At 56.2% G+C, this 19,183-nt stretch carries 9 protein-coding genes; 7 read left to right on the forward strand and 2 right to left on the reverse strand.

Going from position 1 to position 19,183, the window contains the following annotated elements:
* Window positions 1-7: 7 nt before the first annotated feature.
* Entirely contained in the window at window positions 8-1,456 is a 1,449-nt protein-coding gene (locus tag Pla52nx_RS22565) for a DUF1501 domain-containing protein (RefSeq protein WP_197455102.1), read from the forward strand.
* A 93-nt stretch (window positions 1,457-1,549) separates the two neighbouring features.
* Here the strand turns inward: Pla52nx_RS22565 and Pla52nx_RS22570 are convergent, their stop codons facing one another.
* Complete coding sequence (locus Pla52nx_RS22570; RefSeq protein ID WP_146523420.1) at window positions 1,550-8,728, reverse strand: DUF4347 domain-containing protein; 7,179 nt, start codon at window positions 8,726-8,728, stop codon at window positions 1,550-1,552.
* Between the two features lie 371 nt (window positions 8,729-9,099).
* Between Pla52nx_RS22570 and Pla52nx_RS22575 the strand changes: the two genes are divergently transcribed.
* The 6 genes from Pla52nx_RS22575 to Pla52nx_RS22600 all read left to right on the forward strand — a co-directional run bounded on the left by Pla52nx_RS22575 (window position 9,100) and on the right by Pla52nx_RS22600 (window position 16,288).
* On the forward strand, window positions 9,100-10,479 hold the full coding sequence (locus Pla52nx_RS22575) for a TMEM43 family protein (protein ID WP_146523421.1): 1,380 nt from the start codon (window positions 9,100-9,102) through the stop codon (window positions 10,477-10,479).
* A 63-nt stretch (window positions 10,480-10,542) separates the two neighbouring features.
* Complete coding sequence (locus tag Pla52nx_RS22580) at window positions 10,543-12,693, forward strand: M3 family metallopeptidase (protein ID WP_390620422.1); 2,151 nt, start codon at window positions 10,543-10,545, stop codon at window positions 12,691-12,693.
* Window positions 12,694-12,825: 132 nt separating this feature from the next.
* Window positions 12,826-13,956, forward strand: a complete 1,131-nt coding sequence (locus Pla52nx_RS22585; RefSeq protein ID WP_146523423.1) for a WD40 repeat domain-containing protein — start codon at window positions 12,826-12,828, stop codon at window positions 13,954-13,956.
* Window positions 13,953-14,912 carry a PSP1 domain-containing protein gene (locus tag Pla52nx_RS22590; protein ID WP_231742776.1) on the forward strand — a complete coding sequence of 320 codons (960 nt, stop codon included), beginning with the start codon at window positions 13,953-13,955 and terminating at the stop codon, window positions 14,910-14,912. Before Pla52nx_RS22585 ends, Pla52nx_RS22590 begins: the two co-directional genes overlap by 4 nt.
* 100 nt (window positions 14,913-15,012) lie before the next feature.
* The gene (locus Pla52nx_RS22595) at window positions 15,013-15,435 is read left to right on the forward strand and encodes a Minf_1886 family protein (RefSeq protein ID WP_146523424.1); all 423 of its coding nucleotides are present in this window, start codon (window positions 15,013-15,015) and stop codon (window positions 15,433-15,435) included.
* 10 nt (window positions 15,436-15,445) lie between these two features.
* Window positions 15,446-16,288, forward strand: coding sequence for a class I SAM-dependent methyltransferase (locus Pla52nx_RS22600; RefSeq protein WP_231742778.1), 843 nt, complete (start codon window positions 15,446-15,448; stop codon window positions 16,286-16,288).
* Between the two features lie 1,140 nt (window positions 16,289-17,428).
* Here the strand turns inward: Pla52nx_RS22600 and Pla52nx_RS22605 are convergent.
* Window positions 17,429-18,880 (reverse strand): IS1380 family transposase, encoded by a 1,452-nt coding sequence (locus Pla52nx_RS22605; RefSeq protein WP_342190199.1) that lies wholly within the window; start codon window positions 18,878-18,880, stop codon window positions 17,429-17,431.
* Window positions 18,881-19,183 lie beyond the last annotated feature (303 nt).

Below are 19,183 nucleotides of genomic sequence, written 5' to 3' on the forward strand. Positions count from 1 at the left end.
GTCCGGCATGACCGACCAAGTACCCAAAAGCACGCGACGTCAATTCCTAGAAAACACGGGAATGGGCGTCGGTGCGTTGGCGTTGCAGTGGATTTTGGCTCAAGAGACCGCGCAGGCGATTCCGCCGGTGCTCAAGTCAAAACCGCACAACGACCTGCTACCTCGCCATCCGCAATTCGAACCGCGTGCCAAGGCGATGATTTCGCTGTTTCAACACGGTGGTCCGTCTCACATGGACTTGACGGATCCGAAGCCCGAGTTGAGCAAATACGATGGGACAGAGTACTCGGGTGATGTTCAGTTTTCGTTCGTCAATGAAGCGAGCAAGAAATTGCTCGGCAGTCCATTCCAATTTCAACCTCATGGGGAATGTGGTACCGAGTTGTCGGAGTTGCTGCCCCATACAGCGAAAGTCATCGACAACATCTGTTTGATCCGCAGCATGCACACCGGAGCCAACGGCCATGAGGTTTCGATCCGCTACTTTCATGGTGGCATCCCTGCAGTCCTGGGCCGACCCACACTTGGATCATGGCTGACCTATGCGTTGGGTAGCGAGTCACAGGACTTACCCGCGTTCATGGTCTTGGCGGATCCCGGTGGCCATCCTGTCGATGGGGCGACCAACTGGAGCAACGGATTCATGCCGTCGATGTTCCAGGGAACAGTGTTGCGGCCAAAGGAGCCTCGCATCTTCAATTTGCAGCCGCCGAAACATTTGTCGGGCGTCTATCAACGCCAGAACCTTGATTTTTTGCAGACGCTGAATCGTCAGCACTTGTCCTCCCATCCCGGCGAAGCGGACTTGGAGGCACGGATCGCCAGCTATGAATTGGCCGCCAAAATGCAAACGGCCGCGAGCGAAGCTTTGGACATTTCCCAGGAAACAGCGGCGACGCACACAATGTACGGTTTGGACAATCCGGAAACGCGTGAATACGGTACGCGATGTCTACTCGCGAGACGCCTTGTTGAGCGTGGGGTGCGTTTTGTTCAACTGTTTCACAACGGTCAGCCTTGGGACAACCACAGCAGCATCAAGACCGGCTTGGCGTCGATTTGTCGAAAGACCGACCAACCCGTCGCAGCCCTCGTAGCCGATCTGCGTCAACGCGGCATGCTTGATTCGACCTTGGTGCACTGGGGTGGTGAAATCGGGCGACTGCCTGTCACACAAGATCATGGAACTGCGGAAAAAGCCGGTCGCGACCACAACGGCCAGGGCTTCAGTATCTGGATGGCTGGCGGAGGCATTCGCGGCGGCATGACCTTTGGCAAGACCGATGACTTTGGACATCACGCCATCGAGAATGTGATGACCCCGAACGACTTTCAAGCCACCGTGATGCACCTGTTTGGTTTGGATCACCAAGCCGTGGTCTTTCCGCATGGAAACCAGCAACAGATCATCACTGCGAACCGTCCGGCTCGCGTTGTCAACGAGCTGATTGGATGAATCAGCGTTCTCGCAGCGTTGAACCCTGCGACGGCAAATCGTGCGAAGCGACTTGCTGTTTCGGCGTTGTAGATGCTGGTCTCGCATGGAATCTTAGCCGATCATGTCATCGAGACCATCGGTTGCGAAACGGCTGCCCCGATAAGCGGTGAGCAGGGCTGCAGGGTCTACGATCCGCCACGCAGGCATGCTGGAGGCCATCACCGTCAGGAAGGCTCCACCTCTCAGCGCCCAGAGCACATAGCCGATCGAGAAGAGTCCTGCTGCCGTTCCCGCGGAACCGACGAAGAACTCGATGGGGGATTCATCGACAGACACATCCGTGTTGTCCCACAAGTCCCACACGATGGCTTGCTCAAGATCCAGTTGCAGCAAACGTTCCAACTCTCGTAGCTCGGGGACCGTATTGTCCGATAAGATCCCACCGGACGTCGATGTGCTGAAGAGGCTTTGGAAGGCCGCTGCGTGGAAACGTTCGTTCATGGTTCCAGATGCAGAACTGATGTCGGTCAACTCGCCTGCCGACTGCCCCTGCTCGCTGCGTCCTTGATCGGATGTTTTGTTGGACGTACCGCCAACGCCGAACAGAGACGGCGCGCCGGGAGCAGAATCTCCCGATGATGTCGAAGTCTCCGATGACGAATCGGTGACATCGTCGGGGCTATCACCGTCGTCCGTACTCGTGTCCCCTGAATCATCGCCCGAACCAGTGTCGTCGACCGGGTCAATCGGGTCCAAGGGAGGAGCACCATCGCCACCACCGGAACCACCATCGGTGCTGCCGCCTGAACCGCTACCACCACCACTACCGCTGCCGCCCGAACCGCTGCCGCCACCTGTTCCACCGCCGGGCAAGATTGCTCCGCCGATGGTCACGTTGATCCGTACGGTCGCCACCGTGCTCAAGAACGTCCCATCGCTGACCTGATATCGAAACACATCCGTTCCTACAAATCCGCTCGATGGCGTGTAAGTCAAGCTGCCATCGGCGGCGACGCTGAGGGTGCCGTGACTGGTTGAGGAAACCAGGAACGTGACGAGCGAATCTCCGTCACCGTCACTGTCGTTGCTCATGATCCCTGGTGCTGTGGTACTGAGTGAATCTCCGGCGACTACGGTCAAGTTGTCATCCAGCGCGACGGGAATCTCCGCGACATTGCTCACCGTGACCACAAAGGCTTGGTCGGTGAAGGAACCGTCCGCGCTGGTTGCTCGAACGGTCAAATTCCGTGTCGCGCCACCGTTCTCAAAATCGACATTGCCCGCGACACGGACAACACCGCTGGCCGGATCAATCGCAAAGCGACCTCCGTCGTCGCTGATCAGCGAGTACGTGATGGTGTTGTTGGTCTGATCCGCGTCGGACGCGCTGGCAGTGATCCCCACCGCAGATCCGATCGCTGGATTCTCGTTGATCATCTCCGTTGCACCGTTGAGGTCATTGATTGCGGAGACAGCGAATTCGTTGACATCGGTCACTCGCACAGTGATTGATTGCGTGTCGAACAGCACACCGTCACTGGCTCGCACGACGATCTGATAATCATTGTCTCCATTGCCATCGATCGCGAACTCGGCATCGGGGGCAGCCAGGAACCATACCGCCCCGGTGCCGGAGTCGATGCCAAAAAGAGCCGCATCGGCACCTCCGACGATCGAATAAGTCAATGAAACAGCTGGAAAATCGGCATCGGTTGCAAAAACGCTGGTGACCGATGTCGTATTCTCATCGATCGTCACGACCGCTGTTGCACCGCCGCCATCGCTGACGATCTCGGGAGACTGATCATTGGCGGGAGTCACATTGATCGACAAAGTAATTGATGAAATGATGTTTACCCCATCGGTCACCGACAAAGTGATCAAATCGCCTGTGCCTTCAGATCCGTCATGCTGATAGGACACCAAACCGGCATCCACATCCGCCTGAGTAAAAACGCTCGTGGGGACGCCGGAAAGTAAAACAATCCCGGTAGCCCCTGGCGAAGTGACCGAGTAGACCAGTTGACTCGGCGAGTTATCCGAATCGAACGCCGCCAATTCCGCCGAGGAAATCACTTGCGTGGCACCTTCGCCAACGATCACGTTGCTCGTATTGACCACCGGGGCATCATCAACCGCATTGACGGTAACGCGAAAGGTCATGGTGACACTCAATCCATACGGATCGGTTGTCTGAATCGTGATGTCGGCAATGCCGCTCTGGTTGGACGCATAGTCCAACGTCAATGTTTTTGACAGATTGTCAATCGTGACACCGGCGAACAAGCCGGGATTGGTGTTGGCCAGCACAGAATGCATCAATGCCGCCGCGCCGTGCTCCGAATCTGACATTGCAGCCGACAAGTCAATGATCGTATCCGCTGCATCCTCCGCAACATTCACGTCGGCAATCGATCCTGATGGTGGCGTGTTCAGAAATACGCCAAAGGTGCCTGTCAGATCATCGTAGACCTCATGTGTGGTGAAGCCAACGGAATCGCCAACCAGGTTGATGTTCGACCATGATCCGCTGCGTGTCGCGTAGAGCAACAAGTCATCGACCGCTCCACCCACAGTCACGCCACCCAGGTTCAGCGTCAGCGCTGAACCCGCATTGAGACTCAAGTTACCTTGAATGTCAATCTGCTCGTGATCGCCCGGAGCCAAGCTGTTGACATCCAATACAATGACCCCTCCATTTCGCACCAAAACATTGCCGACGATCTGCCCATCGCTTGCCAACGTGCCCGAGTCAACCACAACGGTTCCATTCAAGCTCAACTGATTCGATGCCAGCTCCAGCGTTCCGTTCACCACGCGAACGTTCTGGCCGGATCCGTTGAGCACCAGATTGTCACCCAGAATGACAGCACCGCTTGCTTTGTCGATGACCAAATCACCATCGGTCAGATCGTTGCCCGTGATGGTTTGGTTTGCCGATCCGATCAGGCGAAGTGAGCTACTGCCCAGTACAGCATTGTCATTGCTGTGGACATCACCAGTGATATTGATGGTTCCACCATTGATCACGAATGCCGAGTCAAAAAGCAGATCCCCGCTCACATTCAAGGCTCCAGTGACGGTCGCGCTAACGAACCCCGCAAACGACACATCACCAAACGTCATGCCGCTGGCATCGATCGTCGCACCGGTGGATTGAAATCGCGTCGTAACGGCTGACAGATCAATCGTGCCGGCCAAGTACCGCGTGCTGCCGGTCAACGCCAAGTCCTGCGTTGCGGTCGCGACGCCGCCCGTCTTGTTGATGCTGACATTATGCAGAATTCCTGTTCCGCCGTTGGTCGTGATCGTTTGATTTCCATTACCCGCAAGCTCCAAGATTGTTGTTCCGCTGTACAACAAGTCCCGCGTGAACAAGTCACCATGAACGCTGATGACGCCTCCGTTGAGGGAACTGACGGAGTCCAATGTCGTTACTCCGTTGACTTGCAGCGTCCCGTTGATTGTTTTCGCCCCAAGCGCATCGATGTGAAGTTGCTCGATCGGACCAATGTCACCGTCTATGCTGCCCGAACTGATGGAGATCAGGGAAAGCGATAAGCCGGTTGCATCCACCACACCGTTGATTCGCTGCAAGTCACCTCGCAAGTTCAACGCGTCTGTCAGCGTTGCCACACCGGACGCTTTATCGATCACCAAGTGCGAAACGCCTCCAACGCCTCCAGCCGCCGAAACCGTCTGGTCCGTCGTGCCGTCCAAACGCAAGCGAGTCGTACCAGACCAAGTCGAATCGGTGATCACGACGTCACCTGACGCATTGATGTTTCCTCCATTGACCGTGCCCACCGAATCCACGCTCAACTGGCCGTCGACATCCATGTTGCCCACCATCGTGATCGTCCCCGAGGTGCTGATTAGCACATCACCAAACACGGTCGCTGCACTGTCGACCGTTCGAGCGGCCGAACCGACAAAGGACACTTCGTTTCCACCGAAATCGATCGTGCTGGACGCGATGCGAAAGCTGCCGCCGATCGCCAAGTCGGACGCCACTCGCAACGTACCGCCCGTGTTGATGGTGACCGACCCGAGTCGATCTGTGAATGAAATGGTTTGATCTGCCGGTCCGGCGAACTCCCAATTCGACCCAGTGGAGGTGAGCATGCTCGTCTGCAGCACATCGCCGCCCACTCGCACATCGCTGCCGGTAACATCCAGCATTGTCCCGGTGATCGACCAGTTGCCACCGCTGGCTAGCCCCACATTCAGATCGTGTCCATTGGTCGACCAGCCTCCACCGCTCATGATGCTTTGCTGAGTGATACTCAAGTCCATTGCCTGATCAATCAGCCCGCTGTAGCCCGATGAAACCGTCACTCGCGAAACCGCGCCACCGAAGGCAGCGTCGACGATCGAGTCCTTGCTGCTCGTGACATCGAATACGACAGTATCATCCGCACGCGGTACTCGATCCAAGTTCCAGTTTTGAGCGTCCGACCAGTCATTGGTCGATCCCCCTCCGTCCCACACCAAGACGCTGGGAACGGGTGTGACTGTGATTGCCACGGTTGTCGAAGCGACAGAGGCCCCGTCGCCGACATTCACACCCAAGACGACCGTGCCGTTGAAGCCAGCATCCGGCGTGAAACGCAAACCATCGAGCGCCGCGTCTATGTCGACTTCACTCCCCAAGAACATCAGCGTGCCATCGCTGCCATCGCCGTCAATCAACACGAGGTTCGTGGTTTGCGCGAGTGTGAGTTGGCCATCGGTGACGGTCAAGGCAACCATCATCCCGTCGCCTTCTACGTCATAAACATCGATCGCACCGGTCCCGCCCGAGTCGAGGCTCAGCGAAAAATCCTCCAGCGTCAAAGCCGTTGCCGGCGCGGTGATCACCGGAGCATCATTGACGGGATTCACATTGATGGAAACCAAGTCGGTGTCGTATGGATCGACAGGCGCGGACGCCAACGCGGCAACTTCTGCTGCTGAAAGCGCACGCCCCAAGATCCGGGCGTCGTCCACTCGACCGTCCAAATCGTATTGGGAGAAAGTCGGATTGCCGCCGATCGTCGAGGCTGTCGCACCCGTGTAGTCGACCGTTTCGGAGTAGCTCGTCGAACCAACAACGACGCCGTCGATGTACAGCGTCTGCGTCTGTGCAACCGCATCACGAGTGTAGGTGATCAAGTGCCAACCGGTACCGGCAACGGAAACACTAGAAACCGTGTCGTGAAAACTGGATCCGTCGTAGAACGTACCGGTCACGTTGCCACCGTTGACCGAGTCATCCAAGCGAACGATCACACGATTGTCCAAGTTGAACAAATCGGCACCTCCCACGTCCGCTGCGGTCAAATCAACCCAAGCCGACAGTGTCAGACTTTGCGGATTGCCAAACGTATGGCCGAAGGAAATGGCGTCCGCCCCACCATCAAGCAGCAGGACATCGCCACGGATCGGATCGTTGACCACTTGGCTATCACCGACCAGCACGCCATCTCTGCCCGCGGCGCTGCTGTCCGTCGTTGGTGCACCGGCATCAAATCGATAGTGTGCCAGTGCCGCCACATCGCGGTTCATTGCGTACACATCCGCATCGGCAGACGCGATGCTCAGCGTGTCCGATCCGTTGAAGTCAGGATTCGGAGCGTACTGCAGCCCCTGCAACGCCGCGTTGATGTCGGCAACGTCTCCGGTGATCACAAAGTTTGAGTCACCGTTGGTGCCTGATTCAAACGTCAGGTTCGTCGTCTGCGAAAGCGTCAATGTGCCTTGACCGACCGACAACTCAAACGTCAACGTCTCTCCCGTATCGTCCAAGATACTGATCGCATTGCTGTTGCTGTCCTGAAAGACCAATACGGCATCTTCGTTGACCGACTGGGTGGATGGAACGAAATTTTGAAGCGTTACGCCGTTCTGCAGGTCGTACAGTTCGTTGATGTCGGTGGAGTCAAGCGAACGATCGTAGAAACGTAAGTCATCGATTCTGCCGTCGAAATCTCCGGCTGATATCGATTCCGCCCCGATGATCAACGGATCGTTGTTATCCAAGCTACCCAGTGCGTTCGTCACGCTGGAACGCAGCGTACCATCGACATGGAGTGCAAAGTCATCACCGGTTCGGGTCGCAGCAACATGATGCCACTGATCTGTCGCCAACGCCGCAACGATCAAAGACACCGAACCGAGCGGACCGTTCACATTCCAGATGAGTGTGTCCGCCGTGGTGGTTTCGAAGGAATAACCTGGAACGCCCAAACCGTCCGACAAGATCGTTGCGTTTGCGCCGGTCGATGGCAAGTAAACCCACATGCCGATGGAGAAATCAGCGGCTGCAAAGTCGATTTTGTCTGTATCTGGCAACACCGCCAACGCGTGGTTCGCCGTGTCACCGGCAAAGTTCAATCCGCTCGTGCCGATGACGCCTGTGTCGAAGGCCGCGCCGTCTTGGATTGTCCCGTCGATGCTACTGTTGACCGAGTCAATGATGTCTGTCCCGGCACCTGAATCGAACGCGTAATGGGCGATCAAGTTGCTGGTGATGTCCAGTGTCCCCAGCCAGTGTGCTTGAGCGAATGCATTGAATGCAACCTGTGACTCGACATCTCCGATCGTGTACTCCAGAGTCCAGTCGCCGCCCAACGATTCGTGCCCAGTCGCATCGTCGCTCGCGGCAACATCGCAGTCACACAAGACTGACAAAGCGTCCACCAGTGCTCGTCCGTCGGCGGTCGACGCGAGATCACAGCCGTAGATCAACAGGTCGGCGTCCGCGTCCATCGCTTGAGCCCACAGCGCGACATCGCCGGCGTAGCCGGACAAGGCATCCAGCGTCAGTTCCGTGCTGCCGAGTCGCAAGCCGTTTCCGTCACCGTGACTGATCAAGTGAACCGTATCGATGCCGGAAAGCTGTTGCAGCGTCTGAGAGATTTGCTCCATACCGTCACGTTCGCTGGCAAGCTCGACGACGATCCACTGAGTCTCCGCCGACGCTTGATCACGCAAGCCGTTGAGTAAGGTCGCCGAATCCGCGACGCCGGCATCGACAAAGACGACTTCCAGCGGACGTGTTTCGTCGATCGAGTTCCAATCGGCGAGATCGCTCACCGTCTCATCGCCCGCTGACGCATTGCCCGATGCCTGGCCTGGACTTGCCAGGACGGCTTCCCCGCCCGATTCTGCGATCTCGTGCAAACAATCCAACAGTTCGCAATCGGCATCGGCCGGTCCAAAGTCGCCTGGGTCCAGGTCGTCGCCGCTAAGGAGAATGCGCTGCTCCAGCAGGTAAAAGTCAAAATTGCGTTGGTGAGGGTGGGCCACGGCAGCAGTCCGATCGACGTCTGAGAAAAAAGTTGGGGTGTCGGACGGGACTTGGGAGAGCTCTTCTGGGCTCGTTGAGCACGCTTTCCGAGCCGTTTTTTGAGGGGCTTTCCAGGAGCTTTCCGGCAGCCGTCCACGCGAAACCTAGCTCGCCGCTTCGTTTTTTGGGGGTTGTCCGTCAGGGACATCCAAGACAAACGTTCGCCAATTCCAGCGAGATCCATAGAATCCGAACAGACGTGATAATCCTCCGCAGCTTGCCCCTGATGCCCCGCATGGCTTGCACGTGCCATCCGTGATCCGTCATCATCTAGCGTTTGACATGTTCGCGAATGATTTCAACGTCCTGATCTAGACCGGAGAAGAGAGAGATGGGAGTCCACGTATCCGAAGAGTCCTGGTTCAGCAGAATCGGAGGAGCCTTCAAGGGGATTCTGGTCGGCGGAATTCTCTGCGTCATCGGCGTTCCTGTCCTGTTTTGGAACGAAGGCCGCGCCGTCCGAACCGCCAAAGGACTCAAGGAAGGAGCCAAGGTCGTTCAGAACATCGAGCCGGACACCATCGACTCGGCGATGGAAGGCAAGTTTGTGCATGTCTCTGGGATGACGCAGACAGATGACATGCTGCGAGACGACCAATTCGGCATTGAGTACAACGGCATCCGTTTGGTCCGCCACGTCGAGACGTATCAATGGAAAGAACGCGAGGAGCGCGAACGAAAAAAGAAACTCGGAGGCGGCACCAAAACGATCACGACGTACACGTACAGCAAAGTTTGGGAACCAGGATTGATCGATTCGTCAAAGTTTGACGAAGCCTCCACGCACCAGAATCCGACCAGCGTTCCCTTCTCAGCAAGATCCGAGCAAGCCAAACAGGTACACTTGGGCGCCTTTCGATTGCCCGAGAGCTTGATCTCACAAATCAACAAGCCCGAGCCCGTTCAATTCACCATCGACCAGTTGCCCACCGAAACCCGTTCCATGGTCTCACTGGGCCAACGCGATGGCGCAACGATGGCTTACTGGTCAAAGAAGCGATCATCCGATGCGTCCGTAACACCGACTAGCGAACCCGGTAACAACACTGCTGCGGAATCCTCCGATCAACCAGAGCCGATTCAAAAGATAGATCTTGAGCAGGTCGGAACCGAACAACCGGTCGAGAGCGAGACAGAGGTGCTGTCCGAGGAAACACCTGCGCCGCAGACGCTTGCCGCCACCGATATCAGCAGTGATCCGCAAATCGGCGACACCCGTGTTTGGTTTACCGCCACGCCAGCCAGCGAGATCAGTCTGTTGTCCAGTCAACGCGGTGAGTCGTTCCAGCCGTACGTCACTCAGACCGGCACGGAGCTGCATCGGCTGGAGATGGGGTCAGTCAACGCGGAAGAGATGATCCAACATGCGGAGCACGAGAACATGATCCTCACCTGGATCCTGCGTGGCGTCGGCACCGTGGTATTGTTCGTTGGTTTTTCGCTGCTGATGAGGCCCTTGGTGGTACTGGCCGATGTTGTTCCAATGTTCGGTTCGCTGGTAGGATTTGGAACGGGATTGATCGCCGGACTAGCTGCCTTTGCGGTATCGCTCACCACGATTGGAATCGCTTGGGTCTTTTATCGACCGCTATTGGGTGCCACACTGCTGGCCATCGCCGCTGCCTGTATCTTTCTGATCATTCGTCGTGGTCGCAACGCATCGCGAGATCGCGAACCGGTTGAGCGGATGACGGAAATGGACTTGGTTTGATTCGATTTGATCTAGACGCCATCGCCAAGCTTTCACTGAACGAAACAACCAATGGAGTTTTCCATGTTGAAATGCATTTTGATATTTGCCACTTTGATGATCCCCCCCGTGATCACGCTGTCCCCAGCAGCGAACGCACAATCCGATACTTCCAAGGACGAACCAGAAATGTCTGACTCGGCGTTATTGAAACCATGGACTGGACCCTACGGCGGTGTGCCTCCGTGGAATTTGGTCCGTCCAGAAGAGTTTGTCGAAGCGTTTGATGCGGCGATCGTGTTGGCCGCCAAAGACATCGAGGCAATCGCCAACCAAGACGCCGAACCGACTTTCGACAACACAATCCTGGCGTTGGAGAAATCCAGTCAGGAACTTGATCGATTGGAATCCATTTTCTACGTGCACGCATCGAATCTGAATCTGGGACCTATTCCGGACATCGAACGGGTGGTCGCGCCAAAACTTTCCGCGCACGCGGACAGCATCTTTCAAAATCAAAAACTGTTTCAACGCATCGAAACGATTTATAACAGCGATGCGATGAAATCGTTTGATACGGCCCAAAAACGTCTGGTCGACGATCTGTACAAGACGTTTGTTCGACGCGGTGCGAACTTGAACGCGACCGAGAAAGCCAAGATGTCGCAGATCAATTCACGACTGGCGCGGTTGTTCACGGATTTTAGCCAGAACGTGCTGGAAGACGAAAAGGGATTCGTGACTTGGATCGAGAACAAAGATGACCTGCAAGGATTGCCCGAGAGCGTCATCTCTGCGATGGCACGAGCAGCGACCGAGCGTGGCAAAGAAGGCCAGTGGGCGATCACCAACACACGATCATCCATGGATCCGTTCTTGACCTACGCTGACAATCGTGGCCTGCGTGAAAAGGTGTGGCGCAATTACTACAGCCGCGGAGACAATGGCGATGAGCACGATAACAACGCGATCATCACCGAGATCCTCAGCCTGCGTCTGCAACGGGCCAAGCTGCTGGGTTATCCGACCCATGCTCACTGGCGATTAGAAGACACGATGGCCAAGAAACCCGAGCCGACCATGGATCTGATGCTCAAGGTATGGCCCAAAGCCGTCGCACGGGTCCACGAAGAAGTCGCGGATATGCAAAGGATCGCAGACGCCGAGGGCGTTAAGATCACGATTGAGCCGTGGGACTATCGCTACCACGCAGAGAAAGTTCGCAAGGACAAGTACGATTTGGATTTCAACGAAGTCAAACCGTACATGCAACTAGAAAAGTTGCGTGAAGCCATGATGTGGGCATCGGGCGAGTTGTTTGGGTTCCAATATCGACAGGTCAACGACGTGCCCGTATTCCACCCCGATGTTCGTGTCTGGGAAGTCACTCGGCAGGATGGCTCGTTGGTCGGACTGTGGTACTTCGATCCCTACGCGCGTGAAGGCAAGCGCAGTGGAGCTTGGATGACGGCCTACCGCGTTCAGCAAAACATGGATGAGCCGATCACGCCAATCGTTTCCAACAACTCCAACTTCATCAAGGGTGGCGAGAACGAAGTCGTTCTGATTTCATGGGACGACGCCGTCACCCTGTTTCACGAGTTCGGACATGCCCTGCATGGACTCAACAGTGACGTCAAGTACAAGTCGCAAGCCGGAACGAGCGTGGCTCGCGACTACGTGGAGTTCCCCAGCCAATTGATGGAACACTGGCTCGATACTCCTGAGGTGCTCAGCAAGTACGCGGTCCATTACAAGACCGGTGAACCGATGCCACAAAAACTGATCGACAAGATCAAGAAAGCGGCGACGTTCAACGAAGGATTCGCAACGGTCGAGTATCTGGCCAGCGCGCTTGTCGATATGAAACTGCACACCAGCACGGCCCCGAACATCGATCCCGACAAATTTGAACGCGAGACTTTGGCGGAGATCGGCATGCCGCCTCAGATTCCGATGCGGCACAGGACTCCTCATTTTGCACACATCTTTAGCTCAGACAGCTATTCCGCTGGATACTACAGCTACCTCTGGGCTGACGCATTGACGGCGGATGCCGCGGACGTATTTGTCGATGCCGGTTCGTTCTACGACAAAGAAGTGGCAAAGCGTTTGCACGATAGCGTGATGAGCGTCGGCAACACGATCGATCCGGCCGACGGATTTCGAGAATTCCGTGGCCGAGACGTGGACACCAAGGCTTTGCTGCGAAAACGTGGTTTCCCAGTCGACTGAGACGTGGGCGATCGGCACCCATTTGGTCCAAACCATCCAAACGCATCACGTCCAACAGGCCGGGCTGCGGATCGGTTAAACTATGGATACCGTTGACGGAAAAATTCTTCCTCTCAAATTGCTTTCCCCGCCATGTTACGAAACTATCTTGCATGCCTGTTGGTCATTGCCGTTGCATCCTCAAGTGTGTCTGCCGATCAAAACGAACCTGCCACGGGTTCGACAGAGACTTGGGTGACGTCCATCGCGCCGATGGGAGACTCTGGACGTTTCGTTGCGTCGACCGCCAATGGACTGCTGTTGCGTGAATCCGACGTGGTCTCCTTTGATCCGGCGCACCCGGGTGAATTGACCAAACTGTACCAGCACCCTGCGGCCGTCTGGTGTGTGCAAGCCACGGCGGACGGCAAGCGTATCGCGAGCGTCGACTACCGCGGCAATTTGGGGGTGTATGACGTGGAAGCTGGTAAAAGCAGCGTTCACGAAAAGGCGTTTGAGCGTTGGTGCCAATCCATGCTGATCTCGCCCGACAACCAATCGGTCGTCGCGGGCAACGAAGCCGGCAAGGTGCTGGTTTGGAGTCTTGGTGAAAACAAGGTGACTCAATCGATCGAGTTGGAAGGTCACAGCGTGACCGGCTTGGCTTTTTCGCCTGATGGTAAGACTCTGGCGACCACAGACGGTGGTGGTCACGTTCACTTGCTTTCTTGGCCGGACCTCAAGGAGACCGCGAAAATTCAAATCAGTGAGTCACCCGCTTGGTGCATCGCATTCGTGGATGGGGGAGCAAAGCTGCTGGTCGGTTGCTCCGATCGACATCTGTATCAATGCGATGCCAAGGCTGATGCAAAACCAGAGAGTGTCGCGGAGGGCAAGGACTGGATCACTCAACTGGCGGTGTCGTCGGATGGACAAGTCGCTGCGGGTGAAGTCAGCGGCGCGTTGCACTTTCCATCCGCCGGAACGGTGGACTCAATGAACGCCGAAAGTGGTGTGTGGGCGTTGTGCTGGAACGGTAGCAGCCAATTGCTCGCTGGAACACGTAAGCACGGGATCGTGTCGGCAAGCCGTAGTTGGAAATGGTCCCCCAACGCCCCTGCAGCACCGGCAGAAGCAACACCTACAGAAGACAAGCCCGCAGAAGACAAGCCTGCAGAAGCAACACCCGCAGAAGACAAGCCTGCAGAAGCAACACCCGCAGAAGACAAGCCTGCAGAGGACAAGCCTGCGGAGAGCAAAGAGCCCGAGAAGGCGGTCCAATGAGCTCGGCGTCGCGGGACGGTGGTGATCGTCCTGAACCAAAATCGACCGAGCCTCACGAGGGTCCGGCCTCCCAACCAGACTCCACCTCGACAGTTGCCGAAGCGAGCTTGGAGTACGTCGTCCGCTGCGGATCGATGAGATTGCTGTGCGTGATGACGGCCCGGAGCCCTTATCGGTATGGTGACAAAGTGGTCGTCCGGTCCGAGAGGGGAACGGAGTTTGGCACTGTACTGTGCGAAGCCACACCGGCGACGACGGGTGCGATCAAGGAACCGACCGGCGGAAGAATTTTGCGTCTGGTGACGGCTGATGACGAAGCCCAATCTCACCACCTGTCCGGTCTGGTTCGAGACGACATGGCGGTTTGTCAGCGTTGTGTCGATGCGCTCGATTTGAATATGGAGTTGGTCGATGTCGAACGAATCTTGGGGGGCGAGAGGGTCGTCGTTTATTACCTCGCCGATGGCAGGGTCGATTTTCGCCAGCTCGTCCGGGACCTAGCCAAAGAGTTTCAGACGCGGATCGAAATGCGGCAAATCGGGGTGCGGGACGAAGCAAAATTGCTGGCAGAGTATGGGGATTGCGGTCAACCCATCTGTTGTGCGACCTTTCTGACAAAAATGCCCCCCGTTTCCATGCGAATGGCTAAACTGCAAAAATCGACCTTGGATCCCTCTAAGATCTCGGGGCGCTGCGGTCGATTAAAGTGCTGCTTGCGCTACGAATTTGAGACCTATGAGGCACTGGCGGCCGAACTGCCGCCGGTGGGCAGTAAGATTTTAACGAGAGATGGCGGGGCAACGGTCTTGGCTCATGACATACTTTCGCAACAATTGATGATCAAGACAGACGACAAACGCCGCATCCTGATCCCACTGGCTGATGTGGTCCAAGTCACCTTCCGTGCAGAGGAACCGCCCCCCGATGGAAGACGTCGGTCGAGCAAGCAACATTAAGGTTCGATCGGACAGGATTTGGTGGTTGATTGGCGGTAGTGAGACGCGGGGCCGAGACGGGGTCAGTTCGACGGCGATTTGATAGATTCGAGAAATAACCATGACATCAGCACTCCAAGTGATGCGAAAATTGCTCAAGGATGACCCACGGTACAAGCCCGAGGCTTACCAGTTCATCCGAGAAGCGTTGCACTTTGCTCAGGAGAATCTGTCGGAACTCAATCAGGCGGAATACGTCGTCCGCCCCTCTGAAGAAGACGGCCCTCGCCACATCACGGGACAACAGCTCTGTGAAGCCTGTCGATTGTACGCCATCGAACAGTTTGGCTTCCTCGCGGGGATGGTTCTCGCGAAATGGGGTGTCCACTCCACGGGCGACTTCGGCGAAATGGTCTACAATCTGATCCGTATCGATCAGATGCGAAAAAGTGACTCGGATCGCCGTGAGGATTTTGATGACGTTTACCCATTCGACAATGCTTTCGAACCGCACTTCCGAGTCGCCAGGGCGGAAGAAATCTAGTGCCTTCTTAGTGGCCGCTCGAATTCTCTGTGCGATCGCTCTGCTGCTGAGCATCACACACCACGGGGCTGCACATGCCGACGACGGGAACAGTCAAGCGGCCGAAGTCACTACAGCCGAAGACACTGCGGCCAAGCCTGCCGACGAAGAATCAGAAAAGCCCAAGGAAAGGGCACGGCAAAGCTATCTCGGTCGAGTCTTAGCTCAACCGATGAGCCACATGGGGGCACCGTGGTTGATTCGCCCCGAGCGTGACGACGAAGAAAACGCGTCGGTTTCTTTCGACCAATTGGAACTCAAGCCCGGAATGAAGGTCTGTGACTTGGGATGCGGAAACGGCTACTGGACATTGCCCATGGCTCGCAAGGTCGGAACCGAGGGAGCCGTTTACGCAGTGGACATTCAACGCGAGATGTTGCAAAAGCTGCAAGTCCGAGCCGCAAAACTGAAAATCGACAACATCGAACCCGTCCTTGGTGCCGTCGATGACCCCAAGTTGCCCGCCGACACGATCGACCTGCTGTTGATGGTCGACGTCTATCACGAATTCTCGCATCCCGAGTCCATGCTCTGGGAGATCCGCCGCAGCCTCACCTCCACGGGCGTGGTCGCATTGTTGGAGTATCGTGAGGAAGACCCCAAGGTGCCGATCAAGCCACTGCACAAGATGTCCAAGTCGCAGATCATGAAAGAGTACGAGGAGAACGGATTCAAACTCGTACGGGAATTCAACGAACTGCCATGGCAACACTTGATGTTTTTTGCCCGCGACGACAGCCCCCTGCCCGCGATCACCCCCGAACCGACAGCCGAAGTCCTTCAGAAACTCAAGGCATCCGCAGAGAGCAATTGAAGCCCCTAAGGAACTTCGGGTAGGTCGAGCTTAGCCGTTTAGGCGAATGCGAGGAAGCCTGTCCGCGCAAGTCAATGATTGGGAATGGCAATACGCTTGGCGGGGCACTCGCTATCGACTTGGAAAGTCGAGCGACGATTGTCGTTCGACTTTCCAAGTCGATAGCGAGCTCCACCATCCGCCCAAACACAAGCCTACGCCTTGCCCTGGGCTGTTCAAAATTTGGTGTTGACATTGTTTTTTCAGTCCATGTTTTTGTCCCATGCATCGCAATCAGAGTGAGCCTCAGGCGCTAGCCGTGGGCCGGCACCACAATCCGCCTCAGGCCCACGGCTAGCGCCTGAGGCTCACTGGGGGCCACCAGCCGCGCCGGGAGAGGTGACAGAAACTTGCGGAGCGCCGCGGCGTCACAACCCCAAATACTGAAGCGCCCAGGCTTGCCCTGGGCTGTTCAAAATTTGGTGTTGACAGTGTTTTTTCAGTCCATGTTTTTGTCCCATGCATCGCAATCAGAGTGAGCCTCAGGCGCTAGCCGTGGGCCGGCACCACAATCCGCCTCAGGCCCACGGCTAGCGCCTGAGGCTCACTGGGGGCCACCAGCTGGACTGCTCAAAGCTTGGGGTTGACATTGTTTTTTTCAGTCCATGTTTTTGTCCCATGCACCGCAATCAGAGTGAGCCTCAGGCGCTAGCCGTGGGCCGGCACCACAATCCGCCTCAGGCCCACGGCTAGCGCCTGAGGCTCACTGGGGGCCACCAGCCGCGCCGGGAGAGGTGACAGAAACTTGCGGAGCGCCGCGGCGTCACAACCCCAAAATATTGAAGCGCCCAGGCTTGTACCGGGCCGTTCAAAATTTGGTGTTGACAGTGTTTTTTCAGTCCATGTTTTTGTGCCATGCATCGCAATCAGAGTGAGCCTCAGGCGCTAGCCGTGGGCCGGCACCACAATCCGCCTCAGGCCCACGGCTAGCCCGGATATTGCATCCATCGGTTATTGACGCGGGGTTGCGAGTTCGATACGTCCGCTTTTGGGAAATGATTTGATTTTGATGGGGGCTTTCGCAGCGCCGCGCAGAAGGCCCCCCCTCCCCCAAGCGAATGATTCGCTTCGTGGTTGCGTTTTCCTCGAGGGTTGCCGCCCTTAGTCGCTTCGGCAAAGACGCGCCATGACTTCGTTAAAGAGACTCGCGCTAGGGCAGTGAGTCGGAAGGTGAAAAATCACTCGCCGACAAGTCACGCGTACTCGCGCGGCAATCTTGAACAGACGCAAGCGGATCGTATCCACACGCATCCGAGCATGTGTAGTGCCCTGAAGTGCCAACCGGCGGATTCCGTCGACCAACACATACGCCAACGACGACAGAATCAAACGAAACTGATTGGCCATGAAGTCTGTGCAGCTGGTTCGATCGGCAAACAAACACATCTGTTGTTCCTTGATCCGATTCTCCATTTCACAACGCTGACAATAACGTTCTCGATAGAAATCCTTCGGGTTCCAAGCAACACTGCAGATCGTTCCAGGATCGAGGATTTGTCGAACCTGTTTGCCGTCCACGCGAGGGCGATGATAAGTCGGCTCGACGATCCCTTGGGCACTGGGCAGGTTTGTCACGACGAAACGCGGGTTGGCTCCCTTGTCGCCGTGCTCCGCCTTGCCGAGAACCCAGCGATGACGGTCCCATGTTTCCTGAGTGCGATAACGGAACCACTTGAAAAGCGTTCGCGTGGATTTAAATTTCAAATGCTCAAGTCGAGCACGGGTCATTTCGCAGGCAATATTGCGGATCAAGACGTTGTTCTTGGGCAATCCGAAGACATAGTAGACGTCGTTTTTATCGCACCAACGCATGAGTCTTTCATCAGAATATCCGCCATCGCCACGTAAAATGATTTTCGTCTCCGGCCATCGCGAACGAATCTTTTGAACCAGCAGTTTGGTCACCGCGCGAGCGTGATGGGCTGCGCCAAAACTGCTGGGACGTAAGTAGGCGACAAGCAACTGATAGCCACAGAACACGTACAGCGGCAGAAAACAGTGGCCGTCGTAGAATCCATTGAAGTAGTTTTTGTCTTGATTGCCGTGCGTCGGATCATCTGTGGCATCATAGTCCAACGTGATTTCTTCGGGCGGTTTCTCGTAGCTGTCCAGAAAGGTGTTTACGATTTCTTCGTGGATAGCCAGCATCGCTTTGCGATCGACACGATTTTCGAAACGTGAATGCGTTGACGGACTGGCCAAAGGAAAGTGTTCGTCGCTGTCATAGTCATTCTGTGCAGGTGTGCGTCCGGCAGCGACTTGAAAGGCTGCATCATGCCGCAAGTGGGCGTGATCGTTGCCGTCCTCGTAGCCTGCCGCAATTCCAAAGATACGACTGGTCAGGATCTCGGCCTGCGGATGTGCGGTGTAGATAGGATCGCGTGGATCGGCAATACAAGCGTCGACTCGGCGGATCAGGCCGAGTCGTTGATCGACTTCGCGAAGCAGTAGCAATCCGGCGTCGGACGTGAGCGTTCCGCCATCAAAATCAAACTCGACAGCTTGGCGACGGAGGCGTTTCAGTGCAGCTCGTTTTCGATTACGCTTTGTCATTGCCGAGAGCCTTGGGCTTGGGATGTGTGAAGTGTTGTAACTCCAATGCATACCAGGACTAAGGCTCTTGCGCTATAGGGGGAAACAAATTTTCGGATGCAATATCCGGGCTAGCGCCTGAGGCTCACTGGGGGCCACCAGCCGCGCCGGGAGAGGTGACAGAAACTTGCGGAGCGCCGCGGCGTCACAACCCCAAATACTGAACAGCCCAGGCTTGCCCCGGTTCGGAGCACCAACTGGCAGCTACCGTCAACACAAGCACATTGGGAGCAACGCAAACCACAACAGCCCGCAAGGTGGTCG

This window comes from Stieleria varia, from assembly GCF_038443385.1.
In the GTDB taxonomy this organism is placed as follows: domain Bacteria; phylum Planctomycetota; class Planctomycetia; order Pirellulales; family Pirellulaceae; genus Stieleria; species Stieleria varia.